This window comes from Chryseobacterium jejuense (assembly GCF_900100075.1).
In the GTDB taxonomy this organism is placed as follows: domain Bacteria; phylum Bacteroidota; class Bacteroidia; order Flavobacteriales; family Weeksellaceae; genus Chryseobacterium; species Chryseobacterium jejuense.
Window position 1 is genome coordinate 1 of the sequence record NZ_FNEG01000006.1, and the last position, 20,426, is coordinate 20,426.

A 20,426-nucleotide genomic window follows, 5' to 3' on the forward strand; every position below is an offset into this window, starting at 1 on the left:
GCCGATGGTACTGCTAACGCGGGAGAGTAGGCCGCCGCCAGTTTTTATTTTATTTTTAAAAATCCTTTATCATTACGATAAAGGATTTTTTTTTGCGTTATACCCAACGAATAAAGCAGAGCTAATCCACAGCTCAAGGATATTCAATCCACAACTCAATCCAACGCAAACCAAAACCATGCTCATAGCCACTTATCTTTAAGTTTTGGCTAAAGCCATTGGAATTATTCTTCATGATAAAGCGGGCTAAAGCCCACTTCTATTGAATCCTGAATATGTAAAATAACAATAGACTTATTTTTATATTAAGCTATTGTGTTATGACAGATATTCTTGGTATCATTACTATTTTTTTTCCATCGCCACTTTTGTCACTGACTACTTCTAATCTTTGACTTCTGTAAGGATCCTTAGCAATTATAAGGTTATGAAATAAGCTATCCATAACCAGAGTAGAATAAAATTATGAATACCATTGTCTAGATCCCTACGGGATGACAAAGAGTGAGGTTAGGGCACAAACTAAGGTATCATACAAATATTTACCATCATTATAGATTACTTATTGCTTATTAGTCATTAGAATAGAAGCGTCCTTCAGTATTCGTCCAAAAAATAACTATCCTTCAAAATAATAATAGAATTCTTTTCTTTATTTTCTAATCTCACTACTTACAAGCTTTTTTTGCATTTAAATATTTTCTATTTCTATTAAATTGTAAGTTATTTTTTTGAATATGAAAGTATAACTTCATTTATATCAATGATATTTTAGTGTTTGTTCTTATTTTTTATTAGTATACTATTAAATACTGTTAAAATATTATATTTGATTTCAAAATATTAAATATAATTATGAATAGAACTATCGTTAAGGCGGGAATTCTTTCATCATTATTTCTTTGCTTTACTGGATTGTCTGCACAGAAGACAGATTCTGCTAAGGTTGGAAAAATTGATGAAGTTGTTGTAACAGCCTATGGAGTAAAAAAAGAAAAGAAAACCTTGGGATATTCTTTCCAAGATGTAAAAGGGCAAGCTCTCGTTGATGCAAAAGAAACGAATGTTACTAATGCCTTAGTTGGTAAAGTAGCAGGAATGCAAGTAATTAAAGGTGGGTTTGGTCCTGCATCATCATCAAGGATCAATCTAAGAGGTTTTAACTCTCTTACAGGAGACAGCCAACCTCTGATTGTAGTGGACGGGGTTCCATTGAGCAATGGTATGGGGGTAAAAGCCAAGCAGAATAATGGTTATTATAATAACGATTTTTGGAACCCTGATTTGGATATGGGAAATGGGCTGAATGATATTAATGCAGAAGATATAGAAAGTATCTCTGTCCTTAAAGGAGGTGCAGCTTCTGCACTATATGGAGCCCGGGGTGGAAATGGTGTTATTCTGATTACAACAAAAACTGGAAAGAAGAAAGGCGGCATAGGAATTACTTATTCTACCAATTTAGGTTTTGAAACTATTTTTATGAAGCCAGATATGCAGACAAGTTTTGGACTAGGCCAAAATGGTGTTGTGAATCCTGCTAATAGTGAGAATACAAGTTCATGGGGCCCCGCATTGGACGGAACTAATATGAAGCGATATGATAACCTGAGTAATTTTTTTAAAACAGGAATCAATTCTCAGCATACTTTGAATTTTCAGGAAAATCTGGGAGAAGGGACTAGCTTATATACATCTATGAATTATTTAAATGATAATAGCCAGATTCCTAATTCCAAATTTGAGAGATTCAACTTCATGGCAAAAATGAATTCTGTTTTTGGAAAAGAAAAAAGATGGACATCAGAAGTAAAGGTACAATACATTAGTAGTAAGGCAAGGAATAGACCTGCTGGCGGAAGAGGGGATGGAAATTATTATTCTAACATTCTCCTGATGCCACAGAATATTGATATTCGCGATTATCGTGAAGGACAAACACAAAACAATATAAAATCGAATTGGATTAGCCCCAATGGTATAAACCCTTACTGGTCGGCATACAACAGTCTTAATGCTGATAAAAAAGATCGTGCATTGTTAAATAGTTACCTTAAATACCAGTTTAATGATTGGTTGAGTGCAGATGTAAGGCTTGGGACTGATTTTTACGCTTTGAATGCAGATGCCAGAGTATGGACAGGTTCATCACGAAGAAACTCTTATTCCACTAGTGAAGAGAAGTTTTATGAGAACAATTATATCGCAAACCTTACTGCTAAAAAAGATAACTTATTTGGGAAATGGGGTGGTTCTCTTGCATTGTATGGACAACTAATGGAGACAAGAACTAAAGCTCTTTATTTCAGTACTCAAAATTTAATTGTTCCCAATGTTTTTAGTGTAAACAATACCAGTGATCTTGCAAGTAGCGCTAATAATGAGGTTGATCTTTGGAAGAAGATTAATTCCGTTTTTGCAGCTTTGGAAATTAATTATGACGGATATTGGTTTATTAATGCTACGTTCAGGAATGACTGGTCTTCAACTTTAAATGTAGAAAACAGATCATATTCTTATCCTTCTTTAAGTACATCCTTGGTTTTAACAGAAATGTTGCATAAACTGAATGGTACAACTTCAAAAGTATTAACGTTTGCAAAGCTTCGTGGAGCTTATGCCGTAACCGGAAATTCTTTAAATCCTTACGAACTATATAATATTTATAAACTTGCGGCTGACCCCACAGGACATGCTGTTTTAGGTAGATTAAAATCTCTATATGATGCCTCTGTACAAGCTGAAAAATTAAAGAGCTTTGAAGTAGGAGCTGATCTTAAGTTTTTTAATAGAGTTTCTCTGGATGTAAGTTATTTTTTTAACACAGCAACAAGACAATTAATTAATCTACCTATGAATCCTCTTTCAGGGTATGAGGATATGAAAATTAATGGCGGGAAACTTGAAAATAGTGGAATTGAAGTGGTATTGAATACTGATATTTTTAAAAATGAAAACTTTAACTGGAATGTAAATGCCAATTTTTCAAAACTAAAAAGTGAGATAAAAGATATTTATGGCTCTCTTTCTAAATATCCTTTGAGAGGTGGAGGCTATGATAATGTTACATTTTTTGCAGAAGTAGGCCAGCCTTATGGAGCTATTTATGGAACCAAATTTTTAAGGGTAGAAGATCCTAATAATCCTAATTTTGGAAAATTGATTGTAGGAGCAAACGGATTACCCCAGGCTACTCCCGATCAGTATTATTTAGGAGATCAAAATCCGCGCATGTTATTTGGACTTACCAATAGTTTTAGTTATAAAAATATTGGGCTTTCTTTTCAGATTGATGGTCGTATTGGTGGCAAATTTTATTCAGGTACACAATCAGCTTTACAAAAAGTAGGACTTGCAGAAGATACAGCTCCGGGAGGAAGAAGAGATAATTTTGTTCTTGATGCAGTAGTACAGCAGCCAGGGGGTGGTTATGCATCTAATACTAAAGAGATCACACAACAAGATTACTGGGCAGCGGTAACAACAGGAAACCTGGGAATTACAGAACAGAATATTTATGATGCTACGAATATTAGATTAAGAAATATTCAGGTATCATACAGTTTCCCTAAGAGTTTATTTCAAAAATTTGCACTTCAAAGTGCTAAGGTTGCTTTCACAGCAAATAATGTATGGATGTTGTATAGTAAAGCAAAAGGTATTGATCCCGAATCTGTATTTGCTATCAACTCCAATGCTGTAGGATTTGAAAATCTTTCATTTCCAACTACCAGATCTTATTTATTCACTATTACACTAGGCTTTTAATATCAATAATACCATTATGAAAAAATATATTTTATCTTTCATAGCACTTGCTACGGTTCTTGCTTCATGTAGCGATTTTGAAGACATGAATAACGATCCTTATGCGGTTGATATTAATAGTGCTGAACCGGAGTATTTCTTGAATAATTCTATCTTGGGTGCTCAACAAGATCCCAATATTGCTGAACGTACTTTTGTTTTATATTGGAAAACGGCAGCAAGACAACATCTGACCACAGGAATTGCAGGGGGTTCATATGATGACTCCTGGACACTGGAGTATTGGAAAGGAATTTCAGAATGGCTGAATAATGCCAATGCAACTATTGATATCGTCAACGAAAAGAAAGCAATAGGACAAGGTAAACCTTACTATGATAATCTTACCCAGGTAGCTAGAATCTGGAGAGCTTATTTAATGAGTGAATTTTCTGATAATTTTGGGCCCCAACCTATTCAGGCATTTAAAAAAGTAAATCCTGGGTTTAATTCTGAAAAAGAGGTCTATTATTTTATTTTAGACGAACTAAAGGATGCAGCAGCTAAAATGGATGTTAACCAACCTGCCCCTTCCAATCCCAGTGCTTATGATATGGCCTATGGATTTAAATGGAGCCAATGGGTAAAGTATGCTAACTCCATGAGAATGAGAATTGCCATGAGAATTTCAGAGGTAGATCCTGCAAAAGCAAAAGCAGAGTTTGAAAATGCGGCCAATTCTAATATGTTTATCAGTACAAGTGATGATAATTTTAAAGTTAAAGAAGATACAGGCTGGAATCCTTTATCAGGGGTAATGTCCAGAGAATGGAACTCTCAGATTTTATCCGCTACTTTAAATAATATGTATATCGGTTTAGGAGGCGTTAACTCTACAGATCAATTGCCGGCTGCACAGCATACATCCGTAAAAGCTTCCGATTATATTGGAGTAAAATATGATGAACAATTCTCCACATTAACCAATGATCCAAGCGCAGGATACTGGCTGGATGGGCTTCCTAATAAAATAGACCCAAGAGCTTATAAAACATTTTATATTCCTGGAGACCTTACCAACCCAATTTATTCACTTTATCCTACCTATACCAGCCAGGCTACTACCAATAAAGGGGATCTTACTTTTGCAAACGGATCTAAAGTTACAATCAATACAGTAAATACCTGGAATACGACAACAATAGGAAATTGGGGTGTAAAAGGACAGAGAAACGGATTAAGAGGCGTTATTGGGTGTATGCCTGCTTTAGGGAAACAATATAGAGAAGGCAAAAACTCTAGAATTTTCTTTGCAAGCTGGGAAACGTATTTCCTGATGGCGGAAGCTGCTCTAAAGGGCTGGTCTGTTCCTATGAGTGATGTAGCTGCTTATAATAAAGGAATTCAGGATAGCTTTGCTTATAATGAAGTATCCCAATTCTATACTCAGTATATTGCCTCAACAGATTATAATCGTGATGGAACTTCTGTTGCCTACACCCATGTAGCAGAGCCGGGAGCCAGTCATACCATGAACTACAAAGACCCTTCTACGGGTAATATGGTTTCTGTTGAGATTAAATATCCTGTAAATACTATTTATAAAAACGGTTCTGTGAGAAATGACAAGCTTACGAAAATCATCACCCAAAAGTATATTGCCAATATGCCATGGCTTCCGTTGGAATCCTGGAGTGATCAAAGAAGACTGGGGTTACCTTTCTTTGAAAATCCTGCAATAGAAACACCATTGGTTAATTTACCTAATCTGAATTCAGGAAATTATATGACCAATTCTATTCAGAATTTCCCTCAAAGGTTGAGATATCCAAGTATCTTCAGAAATACGGACCAGGATGGGTATACGAAAGCCGTACAGTTATTAGGTGGACAAGATGCCGTGCTTACCCCTCTTTGGTGGGCAAAACACTAAATTGAATATACTTATTATATATAAAAAAAGAATCCTTTCCAAATATTGGAAAGGATTCTTTTTTTATATATAATGATAGCTGCAACTTTACTTCTTGAAAGTAAGCATTCTTCATTACTGGTTACATTAATTTGCAACGATGGTAAAAACTATTCGAGCACTATAGGTGTTTGAGGGAACTGTTACAGAAACACCGGCTAGCTGTACTATTAAATTGATATCTGCAAAAGTTACACTATTACCCACTCCTAAAACACCACTAAAAGTAAAAGTTATAAAAGTTGTATCACCGGTTTGGGATATTGGGATATAATTTGCACCTCCGTTGATTGAGGCTGTACAAAGGACACAAAGTCCATGTATTGCTGTTGTCCCACCGGTTCTTTTCGCGGAAAGAGTCAGAGAATTATTCCAGGGGTTAGGTGTATAGCGCATGGTCATCTTTGCACCGGAACTTGAAAGTAGATTAAGGAAAGAACCAGGTAATGTACCAGATAATGTTATTAGATTAGGGGCGGTATTTCCGGAATTATCATAAGTTCCTGTATAATTACTACCGGCTTCGGTAATAGCTGGTATACTGGCATTCCAGTTTCCGGAGACATTTACAACCTGTGCCTTTATAAAACTGCTGCTGCTGAGTATAAGGATAATATAGATCAACCTTTTTATACAGATTTTTCGGAAAAATTGACAATTCATTTTCATACTTCATTTATTATTCGGTGATGGTATAGACAATGGTAAGGGTGGTATTGGGCCGGGTAACTAAGTTGGCATAAGTATTGGGAACCAGAGAAATTGTCAATCGATGCCCGTTATTGGCTCCATTGCCAGTAAAAGCTCCTCCAATTCCACTGATGATGGTAACCGGAGTGTTGGTTAAAGTAACTTGTGCCGAAGGAGTTCCTAATGTTCCGCCTCCTGCGCCGGAAGCAGCAGCTGCCTGTAATTTGATATCTAGTCCCGCAATAAGAGTTCCACTAATAGCCGCGGTGATTTTTCTGGTAAGTCCTCCACTGATAATAGCAGAAGTATAGTTAATCCATTTCGATGTATTGGGGGTTGGATTGCCAATGGGGTTTCCTGCTTCAGTAGGGGGCGTGAAGTTTAAAGCAATGTTTCCGGTAGGTTCTATGTCCATTAAAGTAACAACAGGTAAAGTCAACGTAACATTCGTCTGAGAATACAATGAACAGGAGAACGTAAAGGCGGCTAGTAATAGGGTGCGGTTCAGAATCATTTCTTATTTTTTATTTCATTATATCCTACTTTTAAGGATTCCTGTTGATACTTGATTTCTATCTGCTGTTTGACAATCTGGATATTTAATTTTTTTATTTCTGAGGGTTTCAAAGTAAATTGAAACTGATCAGTTGAAATCTTATACCGTTTATCAAGACCATTCCTATAAAGTTTTACCGTCCAGTCACCTGGTTTCAGATAAGTAAAATCAAAATCTTCTCCTACAAAACAGATTTTACGATAAGTATGGCTGTCTCCAACCGCTTCTACAATTATACTTTCTCTTTTTTTCTTTCCTTTTTTTGACTGTAGGGCTTCAATATCTGCCAGGCTTTTATTTTCCGTTTCTAAAAGTTGAACCTGACCCTGGATATTGGCTGCTGTTGTTATCCCGAAATTAAAAACATTTTCTTTATCGGTAAGAGGCAGTGCAGCTGGAAAAACTACAGTTGGAATGTCATTGATCTCTGTGGTTGAGCGGTCTATCTCAAGAAAATAATTACCGGGAATTACATTCTTAAATGTGTAATTCCCTTCTTTGTCTGTAATAGATAAATAACTGCCCAGCATTAATCTTATCCCATCTGTTTTTTTTATCCCCAGATTACCAACATTTCCGGATAAGGAAACATATTCAGCAGTTCTTTGTACCGGAATATTAGGCCGCCATGTATAACGCATTGAAAATATAAAATCTTTATCTCCAATTTGCCCTCTTTGTAATGAATATCTTCCCGAAAGATCAAGCTCATTGCCGGGAAATAGTTGTTGATGAAATAGAAGTTCAAATAAGTTTCTGTCCTTAAAATATTCCTCAGGGATGTAGTTGTTTTGGTAAAACAAACTTACACTGGTTTTGTCTGAAAATTTACTGAAGATTCTCGCTCCGTAATAAAGCTGTTTTTGATTTTGCAGCTGATATCTGGAAGTAATTGCATAGCTTCCAAAGAGATTGAAAGAGGTTTTAAATTTTTCAAATGATACATTGGCAGCATACAAACTTGAGTTTCCATTAAATCCGATCAGATAATTGTCTGTATTACCAAACTGCCCTTCAATATTAACCTGAAATATTCCGATACGCTGATTTATGCTCACTCTGAAGAAACGTTCGTAGTAATCAAACTGCTTAGGCTCCAAACGATCCTGATATTTTTGAAAACCATGATTGATGATGATAGAACCATTGGAGAGATATTTATACTGTATCCCATACTGCAGGTATTTTCTGTAAGGAGCAGCCAGAAATAAGGTATCTCTCTGAAAATTTTTAGCATCCTGCATATAATTGCCGATAACATTCAGTTTCTTAGTCAGTCTGTATTGAAGATATCCACTGAAAGTATTGGTATTGGTAAAATATCCTGCAAATTGAGGGCTAGCCTTCATATAGGTTAAATTCCCGTTGAATTTTGGAAAATTTACCTCTGCCTGTACCATATAAGCAGTTCCTTCAGCTTTTTTGGTCGTACTGTAAGCAAACTCTCCGGAGAGATTAATATGTTTTGAAATTTTGAACTGCCCTTTCGCATAAGGAAGATGAGCTTCAGCGTTTTGGCTTATATTTCGGGTATTAGATTCTTCTTTCATAGGCATTTTATACAGATACCCAACCGAAATTTCAGATTCTTTACGAATTTTAAATGCAGAATACACATTAAATTCATCCTTAATGTCTCTGAAAAATCTTGGACGGTTATAAAAACCTCCTATACTTAACCTATTGAAATGATACCGGATTTCTGCACCACGGCCATATCTTGCAAACTCAGTTAAGTAAGATGCAGAGTAGGTTTTATCTCCTAAATGTACAAATAGATTACCTCTTTTATAGTTTACAAAATATTCTTCATACTGAGTAAAAGTATTGAGCTCAATAGGATTGTGTGTAGCTGCATGAAATTCAATCTGATTTTTATTTTCCTTATCCAATGATCCTTTACCATAGATTTCACCTTGAAAGCCATCATTGTATACGCCCATATTCTTCATTCCAATAAAAGATAATGAGGCTACAACCGGAAGCCGATGATAGATATCTTGGTTGGCAGGCTGAACGGATATAACCTGAGTACTTATGTAGATGGTTTGATCTTCCTTAGGGTTATCTTTTGAATGTACCGAAAGATTTAGGTTTTGAAATTCATTCTGCCCCAGTTCCGGATTAGTAGCTTTGTGTATTGTAATGACTTTCGATTCGTTGGGACCCAGAATAATAGATGGATCGTGGTCAACAATAGCATTTTTACTTTCCAGAATAAGATTTTCTATGATGTTACCATTGTTTTTGAGAAGAAAAGAAGCGCGGATGGTTTCTCCGGCTCTTGTAAACTCCGGTGATTCCAATGCTGTAAGAGAGAGTTTTCTGCTTGCGGAAACTATAATCTTAGACGTTTTTGTGGAAGATAATCCATTAGAACGGTCTGTAATATTTAATGTAACAGAGTATTCTCCTTGTACCGTTTCTGTTGAAATCCGTAAAGGGACAAGATATACTGAAGTTTCCTGAGAGGAGATCACAAATTCTCCTTTTTCTAAAATAGGAGTGATAAGTGAACTTGAGGTGATAACAGAAATATCATATACTTTATTCTCAGTTGAATTATTTTTTAGCGTGAAGGGAATAGAAGTAGACATTCCCGGTATTAAGCTATCTTTTTTACTGACCAATCGGGTTGGTTGTTGTTGAGAAAAAGCAAATAACGGGAATAATATAACAATAAATAATGTCCAGGTTTTAATCATTTTTTACTTCTAGTTCCACATTGAGCGCAAAAGCGTTCTCGTCTTCATCCGTAGCTATAACAGTAGCTTTGTACTGAGCTGGGGGCACTTTACTGATATCAATGTAAAAAGTTTTGGAAGTAGAAGGCAGCAGACTCATTTTTAAGCTTGAAAAAGTCCCTATTTTTTCTCCTGTTTTACGATTATAGATTTCAATGGATGCTGTCGGTTTACAATATAGATTTCCATTGTTGGCGATGGCTATTTTTACCGTTTGTTTTCCTTCTTCTTTTTCTACTTTGATATTTTCAAATCTAAGGTCCGGTTTGGCCTTTTCCGTATCGTAATCTGTAATCACCTGAATGGCATATCGTACCACAGAGGTAATGCTTACTCCAGGTTGTTTATCACTGGGTTTTACATCCTCTACAGGCTCTACAATAATGACACTCCAGTAGCTACCGGGATCTATTGCCTGATCGGGAACGGTAACTTCATAAAATACTTCTGTTTTTTCTTTACCTTTTAATGTTACCAGGTTGGTATTCAGTTTTATCCAATCTCCATTACTCCTTTTTTGAGTATGTAATTCTGTGTAATTAATAGTACCATCGGCATGGTAAGAAAAATCCTGTAAAAATAATTTTACAGTCTGTGGATTATTACTTGTATTTTCAATCGCAATTTTTCCTTTGTAAACTTTCCCGTTTTCTATTTTGTAGGAATGCGTAAGCCCGTTAAGAACCACAATGCCGGCATGTAAAAAGCTGAACTGCAAAATCAAAGTGATTAACAAAAGAATACGCTTAATCATCATATAAAGTTTTGAGGTTTATTATTTAATAATATAAAAACAGGAAGAAACTGGAATACAATTTCTTCTTGTTTTATGAAATATAGAATTGAATATTTAGCGTTCTAGTTGTCTACTAAGGTATAGGTAACAGTAGCTATAGTAGATGCTTTTGCCATTAAATCTGAATAATTGGCTACACCACCAGAGGCACTTCCTGCAACAAGGGCATACGTAAGATTATGTCCATTACTAGCACCATTTCCCGTATAAGCACTTCCAATACCGGAAATAAGGGTCTGGTCAGCAGCACTTAAAGTTAAAAGTCCAGCAGTTAGTCCTACTCCTCCTCCTCCTGCTCCTGTAGCAGAAGCGGCTGTTACATGCACATCTATTCCGGGAATAATAGCATTAAGTTTTACAGTTACACTACGGGAAGGTTTAGTATCGGACTTGATAGTAGAATAATTAAGCCATAAAGTATTGTTGGCTGCACTAGGTACAATAGGGTTACCAGCCTCAGTAGGAGCAGTAAATCCTAACGTGATATTTTTCGTAGCAGAAGGTTCAATATCTACAAGGGCAACATCCGGAACCGAAATGGTAATCGTATGGTTGTCTGTATTGTTATCCTGAGCACTTAAACTTCCGGAGATGGTAGCTGCAAATAAAGACATTGCAACCGTTAATTTTAATTTATTCATGATCTTAATATTAGTAGAGTGAAAGTAATGAAAAATCAATAAATTATGAAATAAATATAATATAATTTTTATATCATTGGTTATTCTTCTGTTGTAATGTAATATACTTGAAAAGTATTTCACTTTTTATGCGCAAAAAATCCCGCACGTTTGTGCAGGATTTATAATGCTTTGTTGAAGAAAACTCTTATGCCCAGTGAGGATCTGAAACAGATACTTTTCCTGTTTCTATTCTTCCTGCAAAGTGCCAGCTATGCTCATCTGAGGTTATTATTACATCATACCAGCCTTTGTATGGAGCCAGATCCATCACAATTTTCTCTTCCGGTTTCTGAATATGGATTGTTTTTTTATTTTTTGTATACAGATTTTCAAGGGTAATATTTCCTTTTTTACTATTTTTAATAGTTACCTCAACCTGATTTTTTAAAGTATTATTAATTAGAATAACTTCCGATGTTGGAGTACTGTTTCCCTTAAACTTTCGGAAAAAACCATTAGGACCAAAAACTTCATAATCATATATTCCTGATTGCGAAGCCGGATGAGATAATTCCTTTCCAGAGTATAAAGCATAAGAAAAATAATAATTATTGCCATTCAATTGGGTTCTGTCATAAAGATGAAGCGGAACACCATTTTCTTTTAAATTGGTCATTGTAATTTTACCACCTTCCATATTTACATGGAAATTGTAAGGAAGAGGATTGGATGGCTTCATTCCCTTCTCCTGAATTTCAAGCAAGTCATTCTTCAGTTCATTCTCTGCATACCATTTCAGCTGAGGAACAGGTTTGTTTTTTGCAGCATTGATGGTTTTAGCATAATCTTTCTGATCCAGGTAATCCATTTGAGGAGCCTTGATATTGGAAGAATTAAAAGCTGAAGTAAGATCACCACACATTGCTCTTCTCCATTCACTGATATTGTCTACATGAACATTTTTATTGAATTTCTTCATGATGAACTTTTCCAGAAACTGCAATACAGAAGTGTGATCTGAAACTTCAGAATTTACAAAACCTCCCTTCGTCCATGGGGAAGCAATAATCATAGGAACTCTATAGCCTAATCCTACTGTTCCTTCTGCTTTTTCGTAGTCTTTTAAAGTAGGATCAGACATATATTCCTGATCTTTGCTTACATATTCCACACCGCTTTTTCCATTGATATCAACTGGTTGGCTTGGGTTTAAAGGTGGAGCAAAAGGAATTACATGATCGAAATACCCGTCATTTTCATCATAATTGATAATGAAAATTGTTTTTTTCCACATCTCAGGGTTCTTGGTGAGGATATTTAGAACTTCAGAAATATACCATGCACCATACCAAGGCGATCCTGGGTGGTCTGAGAAATGCTCGGGAGCTACCAGCCAGGAAACTAATGGTAGTTTTTTCTCTTCCACATCCTTACGGAACTGGAATAGGACATCACCTTTCGGTACAACAAGTCTTTCTCCATGTTCATCTTTTCCAACTTCTACATTGTGATAATCAGGATCATTAGAATTGGTCGTAAAGGCTTTTTCGTGGAGGTTTTTCTCCTGTTGGGAAAGCTTGGAATAATTATCCGGATGATATTTCACCTCATCTTCCTGAAGTTCGGCAATAATAGTTTCCAGTCTTTCTTTCTGATTGGGTTTTTTCAGAATTTCCTGCTTCAGCGAAGCAATGATATTGGGAATATGCTGATGATATCCTTTTGAAAACTTTACATTAAATTTTGAAAACCATTCAATCGGGTTATCTGTAAAATTACTTAACCACGCTTCCTGTTCACCCGATAACCCTTTTGGAAGACTGATTTCATTCTGATAAATACGCCATGAAACATTCTGCTCTTCTAAAATTTCCGGGAAACTTTTCCATTTGGCCTGTCTCGCTTTATCATAATCAATATCATCATTCACTACATTGGCTTTTGATTTACCGTTTTGTTGTTCTCTTAAAGTTCCGGACCAATGGAAAAGTCGGTTCGGGGTAGTTCCCGTCATGGAAGAGCAAAAATACTGATCAAATATGGTAAAAGCGTCTGCAAGCTGATAGTAGAACGGAAGATCTTCACGGTTGTAATATCCCAAGGTAAGCGGAATATTTTTATAATTTTCATTCCCTGAAGCTTTTGCCTGAAGCCACTGGTCATACTTTCCTTTATTGAAAGCCTGCTGCTGGTTTTCCCACGAATGCGGAAGCGAACTCATCCAGGTTGATTTGGTATTTCTCAGATCCAGACGGGCTGGAGCTGCATATTTCCCGGTTTTCTCCTTTTGAAAAAAAGCAGAATGACCATCCTGTTTAATAAAAGTCCTTTTATCCAGAAACCCACGAACCCCTTTAAGCGCTCCAAAAGCATGATCGAAAGAACGGTTTTCCTGCATCAGAATAACAACATGCTCTGCATCATAAAAAGTAGACTGTGCAACCGGATCTATAGCTAAAGCCTTTAGGATAGCCGGATGTAAAACACTTGAAGTTCCTAGTCCAGCTAATAAAATACTTGATTTTTCTAAAAATTCTCTTCTGTTCATGATCTATCGTAATAATAAAGAAACCGCAAGTTAATAGGATTTTCCTGCGATTTCTTTGTTAGGTATAAAAATAAGTCAGATTTCTATTGTAACCACCAAGGTTTAGAGTTAATATTATCATCTCCTCCATACTGAGTTGTAAGAGCAGCCTTTAAGTTAGCACTGTTGTAATTGTATTCAGACTGTGGATATCTGAATCTGAATGGTGCCGATACACTAGGTTGTAAAGGATAATTAGGGTAGCCCGTTCTTAAATAATCATAATAAGAAGTCCACTGTGATTGGTGGAACATAATCATGTACTTTTGAGTGATGATTTTTTCAACCTGTTCCTGTAATGGGGCAGAAGTATTGTACACTACCAATGGTGTTGCCAGATACTGATTCACATCAAATCCTGTAAAATACTGTCCCGGATTTTTTACATACGTCTGATAAAAACTGAAACTTGCTTTGATTGCATTGTCATAATGCGTCTTTGCAGATCCGGAAATCCATCCTCTTGCAGTAGCTTCAGCCAGAATAAACTCCAGCTCAGAATAACTCAATACCGAAGAAGGCTCATTGGTAGGATCTTTATAAAAACGGTCGTTTACCTTAGAGATGTTTTTTGCTGTAATCAATTTAGCATTTTCAGAATAAGTTGAAATAGGGTCTCCACCGTTGTAACCTGTAAAATCTGTAATCGCTTTTCCTGCCTCTTTAGCTCCGGTAGTCTGAGATGCAAATGTGAATAAACGTGGATCTTGTCTCGCTTTAAACAAATTAATGAAATAGTCTGCCATATACAAACTAGATCCATATCCACTGTTGTTGAACATAGAATATCGGCTGTCTGCAGCATCAGCAAATTTAAGCTCACCGTTGTCTGAAATAGAAGTCATTAAAGGTTGGCTTCCTGCAATGGATGTAAATTCTGTGGCAATATTATAGCTTCCAACCGTTGTTTTTTTAGATAATGTGATAAGAATTTTCAGGCGGAATGAGTTAATCAGTTTTTTCCATTTGGAAGCATCACCATTGAAAACAATATCTCCTTCAATTTTATCATTGGTATTAATAAGATCATTAGCTTCTTTTAATTCTGATAAAATTCCGGCCATCACTACATCCTGACTGTCATATTTAGGCTGTGTAATCCCTAATTCACCTTTTACTGCTTCAGTATATGGAATACTTCCCACTTGTAAGCTGGTATTAAAGAAGTGGTAAGCTCTTAAGAATTTACCGATTGCTATATAGTTTTTATTCTTAATCTTGTCTGCCTCCTGCATCATTTTTACGGTGTTCAAAAGCGCTTTAGAGTATACCTCAAAAGAAGCTTCGTTCCATTTCAAGTACTGATATTTATTTTCCCCATCCGTACCAATCATCATTCGGGAAGCATACATATTGTCGCCATCCACCTTAAATGTAGCTCTAGAGACATAAGTTAAAAGGTATTTCGGATCAATGCTGGCCTGGTCATTAGGATTTTCATTGATTTTATCAAGATTAGACTCACAGGAAGCTAAAGTAAGCAGACCTGCCGCAACTACCGATTTTATCAGCCATTTAGCTGTTTGGCCTTTAAACCTATTTGTATTGATATTATTTTTCATTGTATTGACGTACTTTTTAGTTAAAACTTAAGATTAAATCCGATTCCGAACCATCTGCTTGAAGGGTCCTGAATATCATTGGTAATATCTTCTGTTCTGCCGGTTTTGATCTGGAAATCCGGATCCGAATAAAGGTTTTTAGACTTTTTCCACATGGCCAGATTGTAAGCTGAGATATTAGCAGTGAAACCTTTAATCATTCCTTTTGGATTCAGTAATGAAGAGAAATCATATTCCAAGACTACAGATCTTAGCTTGATAAAAGTTCTGTCAAAAACATTGGCAAAATCTTTACTTTCCTCCTCCGTTACTCGGGCCTGGTAAGGATAGTTCTGTGCCCAATCCTGGAAGTTGATAGGCTTGGTATGCTCGGTATACTTACCTGTTACAGGATCATAGTTTACCCCGTTCGGTACAAAGTAATACTTTCCTGGATTAGCATATTCAAGATCTCTGTAAGCCACGGAATTCGGATGTTTTCCACCCCACCACATTTTCTCAACCACCTGAGATCTCATGATTCCACCGATGCTTCCGTCAATTCCGATATTTAGGGATATTTTTTTATACTTAAAGGTGTTATTGAAACCAAAAGTCCAGTCCGGATTGAAATGTCCCAGATTACTTGGAGCATTAGCTCTTGTAGGCATTCCTGATTTAGCATCCAGAATTACATGCCCATCTGGAGATTTTTGCCAGGTGTAATCATAATAGCTGTCCATTCTTTCCCCTAACTTGATGTTCTTGTAGTTAGGCATGTTATCGTAAATAGAAGTTAGCTTTTGTTCGTAAGTACTCCAGTTGATTAATGCTTTCCAGGTGAAATCAGTAGTTTTTATCGGAACGAGCCCAAGGGAAATTTCAAATCCTTTTGTGGTGTATTCGTTACCATTCACATACTGAGAGATGAAACCAGATGATTCAGCACTTGGGAACTCCAGAATGTTGTTATAATCAAGCGTTCTGAAATAAGTGGCATCTAAAGTAATTCTGTTATTGAAGAGGCCTGCACTTAATCCTAATTCATAAGACTTGGTCTGCTCAGGTTTTAAAGAGTTTTCTATATTTAAAGTAGTAGGGTATAGATAAGTTGGGTTACCATTAAAGCTAATTCCTTTATTAGTTGAATAATAGTTTTTGATGGAGTAAGGCTGGAAATCATAAGCTACTTTCGCCCAAGAAGCAGAAAGTTTTAGCATATTGATAGCCTCGGGTAATTTTACCAAGTTGGAAATCACAGCACTGATGGATGCAGAAGGATAGAAGTAAGATCTGTTGGCTTTTGGTAAAGTAGAAGACCAGTCGTTACGTCCGGAAATATTGATAAAGAAAGCATTGTATAATCCAATATCAATAGTTGAATAAGCACTATAGATCAGTTTTTCTTTCAGATAAGTAAAGTTTTTAAGCGCTCCTATAGAGTTTTCAAATGTGTAGACTTCCGGAATCCTTAAACCATCTGTAGACCTTTCATTCTTGTTATTCTTATAGTAAAAAGCTGAACCTCCGGCATTGATGGTAAAATCAAAATTCTCAGATATCTTTTTCTTGTAAGTTGCCAGAACATCATAATTCAGGTTCCAGGTTTTCGTATCATTCAGGATATATCCACCGCTTCTTGGTGCATTGTAATTGAAATAAGAATAAGGACTGAATATTTGAACTTTGCTGTGATTTTCAACAAGGGAAATCTTTCCTTTCACAGATAAATCTTTTGTTGCCTTATACTCTAATCCTGTTTGAGCATTAATGATGTTGGTTCTGTTTTGATTTTTATAATATTCAGCTCCGAACCATGGGTTATTGTACCATGCATAATTCCAGTTAGCCTGTGCTACCCCTTCTTTTCCGGGAATCCACATATGATTTTTTAAAGCTTTCCCATCTACATCAGCACCCATCCAGATCAGAATAGTATACATGTGCCCACTAGGGTTATAATCGTAGTTGGGAACGTTAGGAGTAAAAGCCTGGTTAAAATTAAATTTTGTATCAAAGATGAACTTTTCCCCCAAATGATTTTCAGAGGAGAAATTGATACCATATTTCTGTAGGTAAGAGTTGGGAACTCTATCGTCATAATTCATGAAATTCCCTGAAAACCTGTATATATCTTTGTTATTTCGATAGCTGATCGCAAAATTATTATTGTTGATAATGGCCGGCTTTAAGAAGGTATCCAAGTTGTCATGGTATTTCCAGTCGATTGGAACCCTTTCATATCTTGCTTTATCATTATACTGAGTACCTGTCACGGCTCCATACCAAGGAATAACCTGTCCGGTTGTTTTATCTCTGATCGGGCTGTTCCATTGAGCAATCTTCAGACCCGGAACAAACTTTGGTCCCCAGATCATATCTCCGTCATTCACACCACCATCAGCTCCATCCCAGAATTCATATTTACCCTGAGAACCATTCCCATATTCAGTCTGGGTTTTTGGAAGATTGGTAAACCCACCTGTAATCATAGTATTCTGAGAAAATTCTACAGAGAACCCTTTCTTCTTTGCACTTTTTGTGGTAATCAGAATCGCTCCATATCGTCCTCTTGAACCATAAAGAGCAGAAGCGGTTGCTCCTTTCAGGACATTGATGTTTTCTATATTGTTAGGATCTAAATTCTGGAAAACTTCTTTTTCTACAATCACCCCATCAATCACAAATACCAGATTAGAGTTTCCTCTTAACGTAAATTGTGGAGCCTGCTGCATTCCCGTTGGGTTAGAAACATTCAGACCTGCGACCTGTCCTGAGAATAAATTTCCAATACTTGGCGTGGTAATGGTTTCAAACTGTTTGGTTCCTACTTCCTGGGTAGAATATCCAATCTTTTCCTTTTTCTTAGCAATTCCAAGGGCCGTTATAACAACACCTTCAATCTGTTTCTCATTGGTTTTTTTCAACACAACGGAATACTGCTTTTTTGAAGAAACCTCCACAGTATACACAGAGAAATCAGGAGAAAAGAATTCCAGAATGTCTTTGGGATTGGCTGAAATGGTAAAATTCCCGTTTTCATCTGTTGTAGCGGTTTTACCAGTGTTTTTATCGGTAATATTTACCCCTGAAACACTGGTGCCATTTTCAGATTTTACATTTCCGGAAACGGCAATCTCCTGAGCTGTAATATATAAGGGGAGTAAAAAAACTGCAAACGTAGCTAAAGCTTTCTTCATTTTTTTTGAATGCAAATTTAGCTGGGCACTATTACGTGAATTTTAAGTTCATATTAAAATAGAAATACGATTTATGTATTTTTTAATAGAAATAGTTAATGAAATGGTAAAGTGAAGAAGATGTCTTGTATAGAGATTTTTGTTTTATTAATATGGCTGAGCTGAGAGCTATTGAAGTCTTAAAATAACGGAAATAGGTTCTATTAGCTTTTAATCGCAGGGCTGTTACTGAAAATAGTAACCTCAAGCCTCAAACTTCCATCCTCTCTAAAATCTACTCAGAATTCCCCAGTGGATCTTGATGTCATTAAATTTAAAAGGGTTTCCAAACTCATTACCATTTGATAGCTGGAAACTCATCAATCCGATCGGAATGAAGAAGTTGAAACCGAGTCCCACACTGTAGAGCTTAGGTTTTACATTCAATGATTTATTATTGAGCTGTCCATATTGTCCAAAGAGGTCGAAGAAAGCCTGATTGCCGATGAGGTAACGGTATTCCAGACTTCCATAATAATAAAAGTCGGCGGCGAGGGAATTTTCATTAAAGCCTCGCATAGAATTCCAGCCTCCAAAACGGTAAAGTTCGTTGGCAGAGAACTCAATTTTAGAATCCATCATAGCCCCTTCTGCTTTGATATTGAGGAAATGGTTTCCTGAAATATGGTAATTATGCTCTCCGGAAAAATAGAATTGGTTTTGGGCAGCTTTTATATTTCCTTTGGTGTAAGTTGTTGTTAAATAATCGTATCCGGCATTGATTCTTGTTTTGTAAAGAAAAAGATCAATATCGGTAGGTTCAGTCATTTCAAACCAGATCCCGATCCCTTTTTTGTTATAGTCTTTTCCGATTGCATAAAGAGAATCTATAACGGTTGAGGTTTCTAATGTGGCACGGAGACCAATTTTGTTACGGTTATTGATATGGTAATAAAATGCAGGAAGGAATTTTACGTTCGCAAACGTAGAATCCTGTCTGTAGATATTCACCTTTGTATTCATCCCGACATTGGATTTAAAAAGATAAGGAATGTCTACCTGGAGGTCAAAGTTCTGTCCTTTATCGGGGTTTCTTTGCCAGTATAAATTAATGGTCTCGAAACCGTTGAACATATTTCTAAAATTCACATTCATGGTACCATTTAATGTGAACTTATCCGTTTTATCATTTCCAAATCCAATGACCCCATCAAAGGTATTGGTCTTTTTCTTCTGTAAAAACAGATAAATATTGGTGGAATCTTTAGTGAATAAGGTCTGTGGCTGCCGGTCCAGCATCACGAAAGGATGGCTTTGAAAATTTTTGTTGATGGCCAGCAGGTTTTTCTCATCGTAATTTTTTCCTTTGAATTCTTTTTCAAGATTTTTGATGAATCTTTTGGGAACTCTTTCGTATCCTTTTACAACAAATCCATTGATCGTTCTTTTATCATTTTTATTGATATCAAGTTCTACAATTGGAAAACCATTTTTCTGACCTTTGTATTTGGATTTTATTCTGCTGAAAGAATAGCCGTCATCAATATAACTTTTATTGATACTTTTCTTGGTAGAATCTAGATTCTTTGTAAAAAAATCCTTCTGAATCTTTAGCTTTTGCACAATGGAATCAGAAAGGTTTACATAGGTTTCATTAAGGTTCTTTCCTTTGTCAAAGAAAATCTCTGTACTGTCACCTTTTACTTTTACATCCTTCAATTGAGTGAAGAAATAATTGTTTTGCGCTAAAGAATCCAGAAACTTTACAGCAGAAGTAGAATCTTTTACCTTTTTCCTAACCTTGGTTTCTGTATCAATAAGCCAATACTGTTTTTTCTGCGCTTGTGTAAAAACGCAGAACAGGACAAAAAATATTTTTAAAAATAACTTCAATTGATGATTCCGAATATAAGTTGAAGGTTTGTGAAAAAATACAAAAGATTCTTCACTGCATTTTATTCTGTTCAGAATAACAATGCGTTCTATCAATC

Annotated in this window: 12 protein-coding genes; 3 read left to right on the forward strand and 9 right to left on the reverse strand. The window is 36.1% G+C overall.

The window, feature by feature from the left end; genetic code table 11:
* From BLS98_RS23615 to BLS98_RS17380, 3 genes are all read left to right on the forward strand, one after another.
* Positions 1-202, forward strand: a 202-nt coding sequence (locus tag BLS98_RS23615) for a hypothetical protein (protein ID WP_228436033.1), incomplete at its 5' end; no start/stop codon positions are given.
* 653 nt (positions 203-855) lie between these two features.
* Positions 856-3,768, forward strand: coding sequence for a SusC/RagA family TonB-linked outer membrane protein (locus BLS98_RS17375; RefSeq protein ID WP_089737862.1), 2,913 nt, complete (start codon positions 856-858; stop codon positions 3,766-3,768).
* 16 nt (positions 3,769-3,784) lie between these two features.
* Positions 3,785-5,680: a SusD/RagB family nutrient-binding outer membrane lipoprotein gene (locus BLS98_RS17380; protein ID WP_089737865.1), complete on the forward strand. Its 1,896-nt coding sequence runs from the start codon at positions 3,785-3,787 to the stop codon at positions 5,678-5,680.
* 126 nt (positions 5,681-5,806) lie between these two features.
* Here the strand turns inward: BLS98_RS17380 and BLS98_RS17385 are convergent, their stop codons facing one another.
* From BLS98_RS17385 to BLS98_RS17425, 9 genes are all read right to left on the reverse strand, one after another.
* Positions 5,807-6,382 (reverse strand): hypothetical protein, encoded by a 576-nt coding sequence (locus BLS98_RS17385; protein ID WP_139166145.1) that lies wholly within the window; start codon positions 6,380-6,382, stop codon positions 5,807-5,809.
* 16 nt (positions 6,383-6,398) lie between these two features.
* On the reverse strand, positions 6,399-6,923 hold the full coding sequence (locus BLS98_RS17390) for a hypothetical protein (protein ID WP_089737867.1): 525 nt from the start codon (positions 6,921-6,923) through the stop codon (positions 6,399-6,401).
* The gene (locus tag BLS98_RS17395; protein WP_089737870.1) at positions 6,920-9,670 is read right to left on the reverse strand and encodes a hypothetical protein; all 2,751 of its coding nucleotides are present in this window, start codon (positions 9,668-9,670) and stop codon (positions 6,920-6,922) included. The genes BLS98_RS17390 and BLS98_RS17395 overlap by 4 nt, the downstream gene beginning before the upstream one ends.
* The gene (locus BLS98_RS17400) at positions 9,663-10,466 is read right to left on the reverse strand and encodes a WxL protein host-binding domain-containing protein (protein WP_228436035.1); all 804 of its coding nucleotides are present in this window, start codon (positions 10,464-10,466) and stop codon (positions 9,663-9,665) included. The genes BLS98_RS17395 and BLS98_RS17400 overlap by 8 nt, the downstream gene beginning before the upstream one ends.
* Before the next feature lie 101 nt (positions 10,467-10,567).
* The gene (locus tag BLS98_RS17405; protein WP_089737873.1) at positions 10,568-11,146 is read right to left on the reverse strand and encodes a hypothetical protein; all 579 of its coding nucleotides are present in this window, start codon (positions 11,144-11,146) and stop codon (positions 10,568-10,570) included.
* 187 nt (positions 11,147-11,333) lie between these two features.
* Positions 11,334-13,676 carry a phosphocholine-specific phospholipase C gene (locus BLS98_RS17410; RefSeq protein WP_089737875.1) on the reverse strand — a complete coding sequence of 781 codons (2,343 nt, stop codon included), beginning with the start codon at positions 13,674-13,676 and terminating at the stop codon, positions 11,334-11,336.
* An 83-nt stretch (positions 13,677-13,759) separates the two neighbouring features.
* A complete protein-coding gene (locus BLS98_RS17415) occupies positions 13,760-15,277 on the reverse strand; it encodes a SusD/RagB family nutrient-binding outer membrane lipoprotein (RefSeq protein WP_089737878.1) in 1,518 nt (505 codons plus the stop codon).
* A gap of 20 nt (positions 15,278-15,297) precedes the next feature.
* Positions 15,298-18,456 carry a SusC/RagA family TonB-linked outer membrane protein gene (locus BLS98_RS17420; protein WP_089737880.1) on the reverse strand — a complete coding sequence of 1,053 codons (3,159 nt, stop codon included), beginning with the start codon at positions 18,454-18,456 and terminating at the stop codon, positions 15,298-15,300.
* Between the two features lie 267 nt (positions 18,457-18,723).
* Positions 18,724-20,424, reverse strand: a complete 1,701-nt coding sequence (locus BLS98_RS17425; RefSeq protein ID WP_228425335.1) for an autotransporter assembly complex protein TamA — start codon at positions 20,422-20,424, stop codon at positions 18,724-18,726.
* Between the last annotated feature and the right edge of the window lie 2 nt (positions 20,425-20,426).

Bases quoted from the DNA above. Each gene is read 5' to 3' on its own strand.
- BLS98_RS17415 (WP_089737878.1), bottom strand. From the start codon at position 15,277: ATGAAAAATAATATCAATACAAATAGGTTTAAAGGCCAAACAGCTAAA.
- BLS98_RS17410 (WP_089737875.1), bottom strand. From the start codon at position 13,676: ATGAACAGAAGAGAATTTTTAGAAAAATCAAGTATTTTATTAGCTGGA.
- BLS98_RS17390 (WP_089737867.1), bottom strand. From the start codon at position 6,923: ATGATTCTGAACCGCACCCTATTACTAGCCGCCTTTACGTTCTCCTGT.
- BLS98_RS17395 (WP_089737870.1), bottom strand. From the start codon at position 9,670: ATGATTAAAACCTGGACATTATTTATTGTTATATTATTCCCGTTATTT.
- BLS98_RS17385 (WP_139166145.1), bottom strand. From the start codon at position 6,382: ATGAATTGTCAATTTTTCCGAAAAATCTGTATAAAAAGGTTGATCTAT.
- BLS98_RS17375 (WP_089737862.1), top strand. From the start codon at position 856: ATGAATAGAACTATCGTTAAGGCGGGAATTCTTTCATCATTATTTCTT.
- BLS98_RS17405 (WP_089737873.1), bottom strand. From the start codon at position 11,146: ATGAATAAATTAAAATTAACGGTTGCAATGTCTTTATTTGCAGCTACC.
- BLS98_RS17380 (WP_089737865.1), top strand. From the start codon at position 3,785: ATGAAAAAATATATTTTATCTTTCATAGCACTTGCTACGGTTCTTGCT.
- BLS98_RS17400 (WP_228436035.1), bottom strand. From the start codon at position 10,466: ATGATGATTAAGCGTATTCTTTTGTTAATCACTTTGATTTTGCAGTTC.
- BLS98_RS17420 (WP_089737880.1), bottom strand. From the start codon at position 18,456: ATGAAGAAAGCTTTAGCTACGTTTGCAGTTTTTTTACTCCCCTTATAT.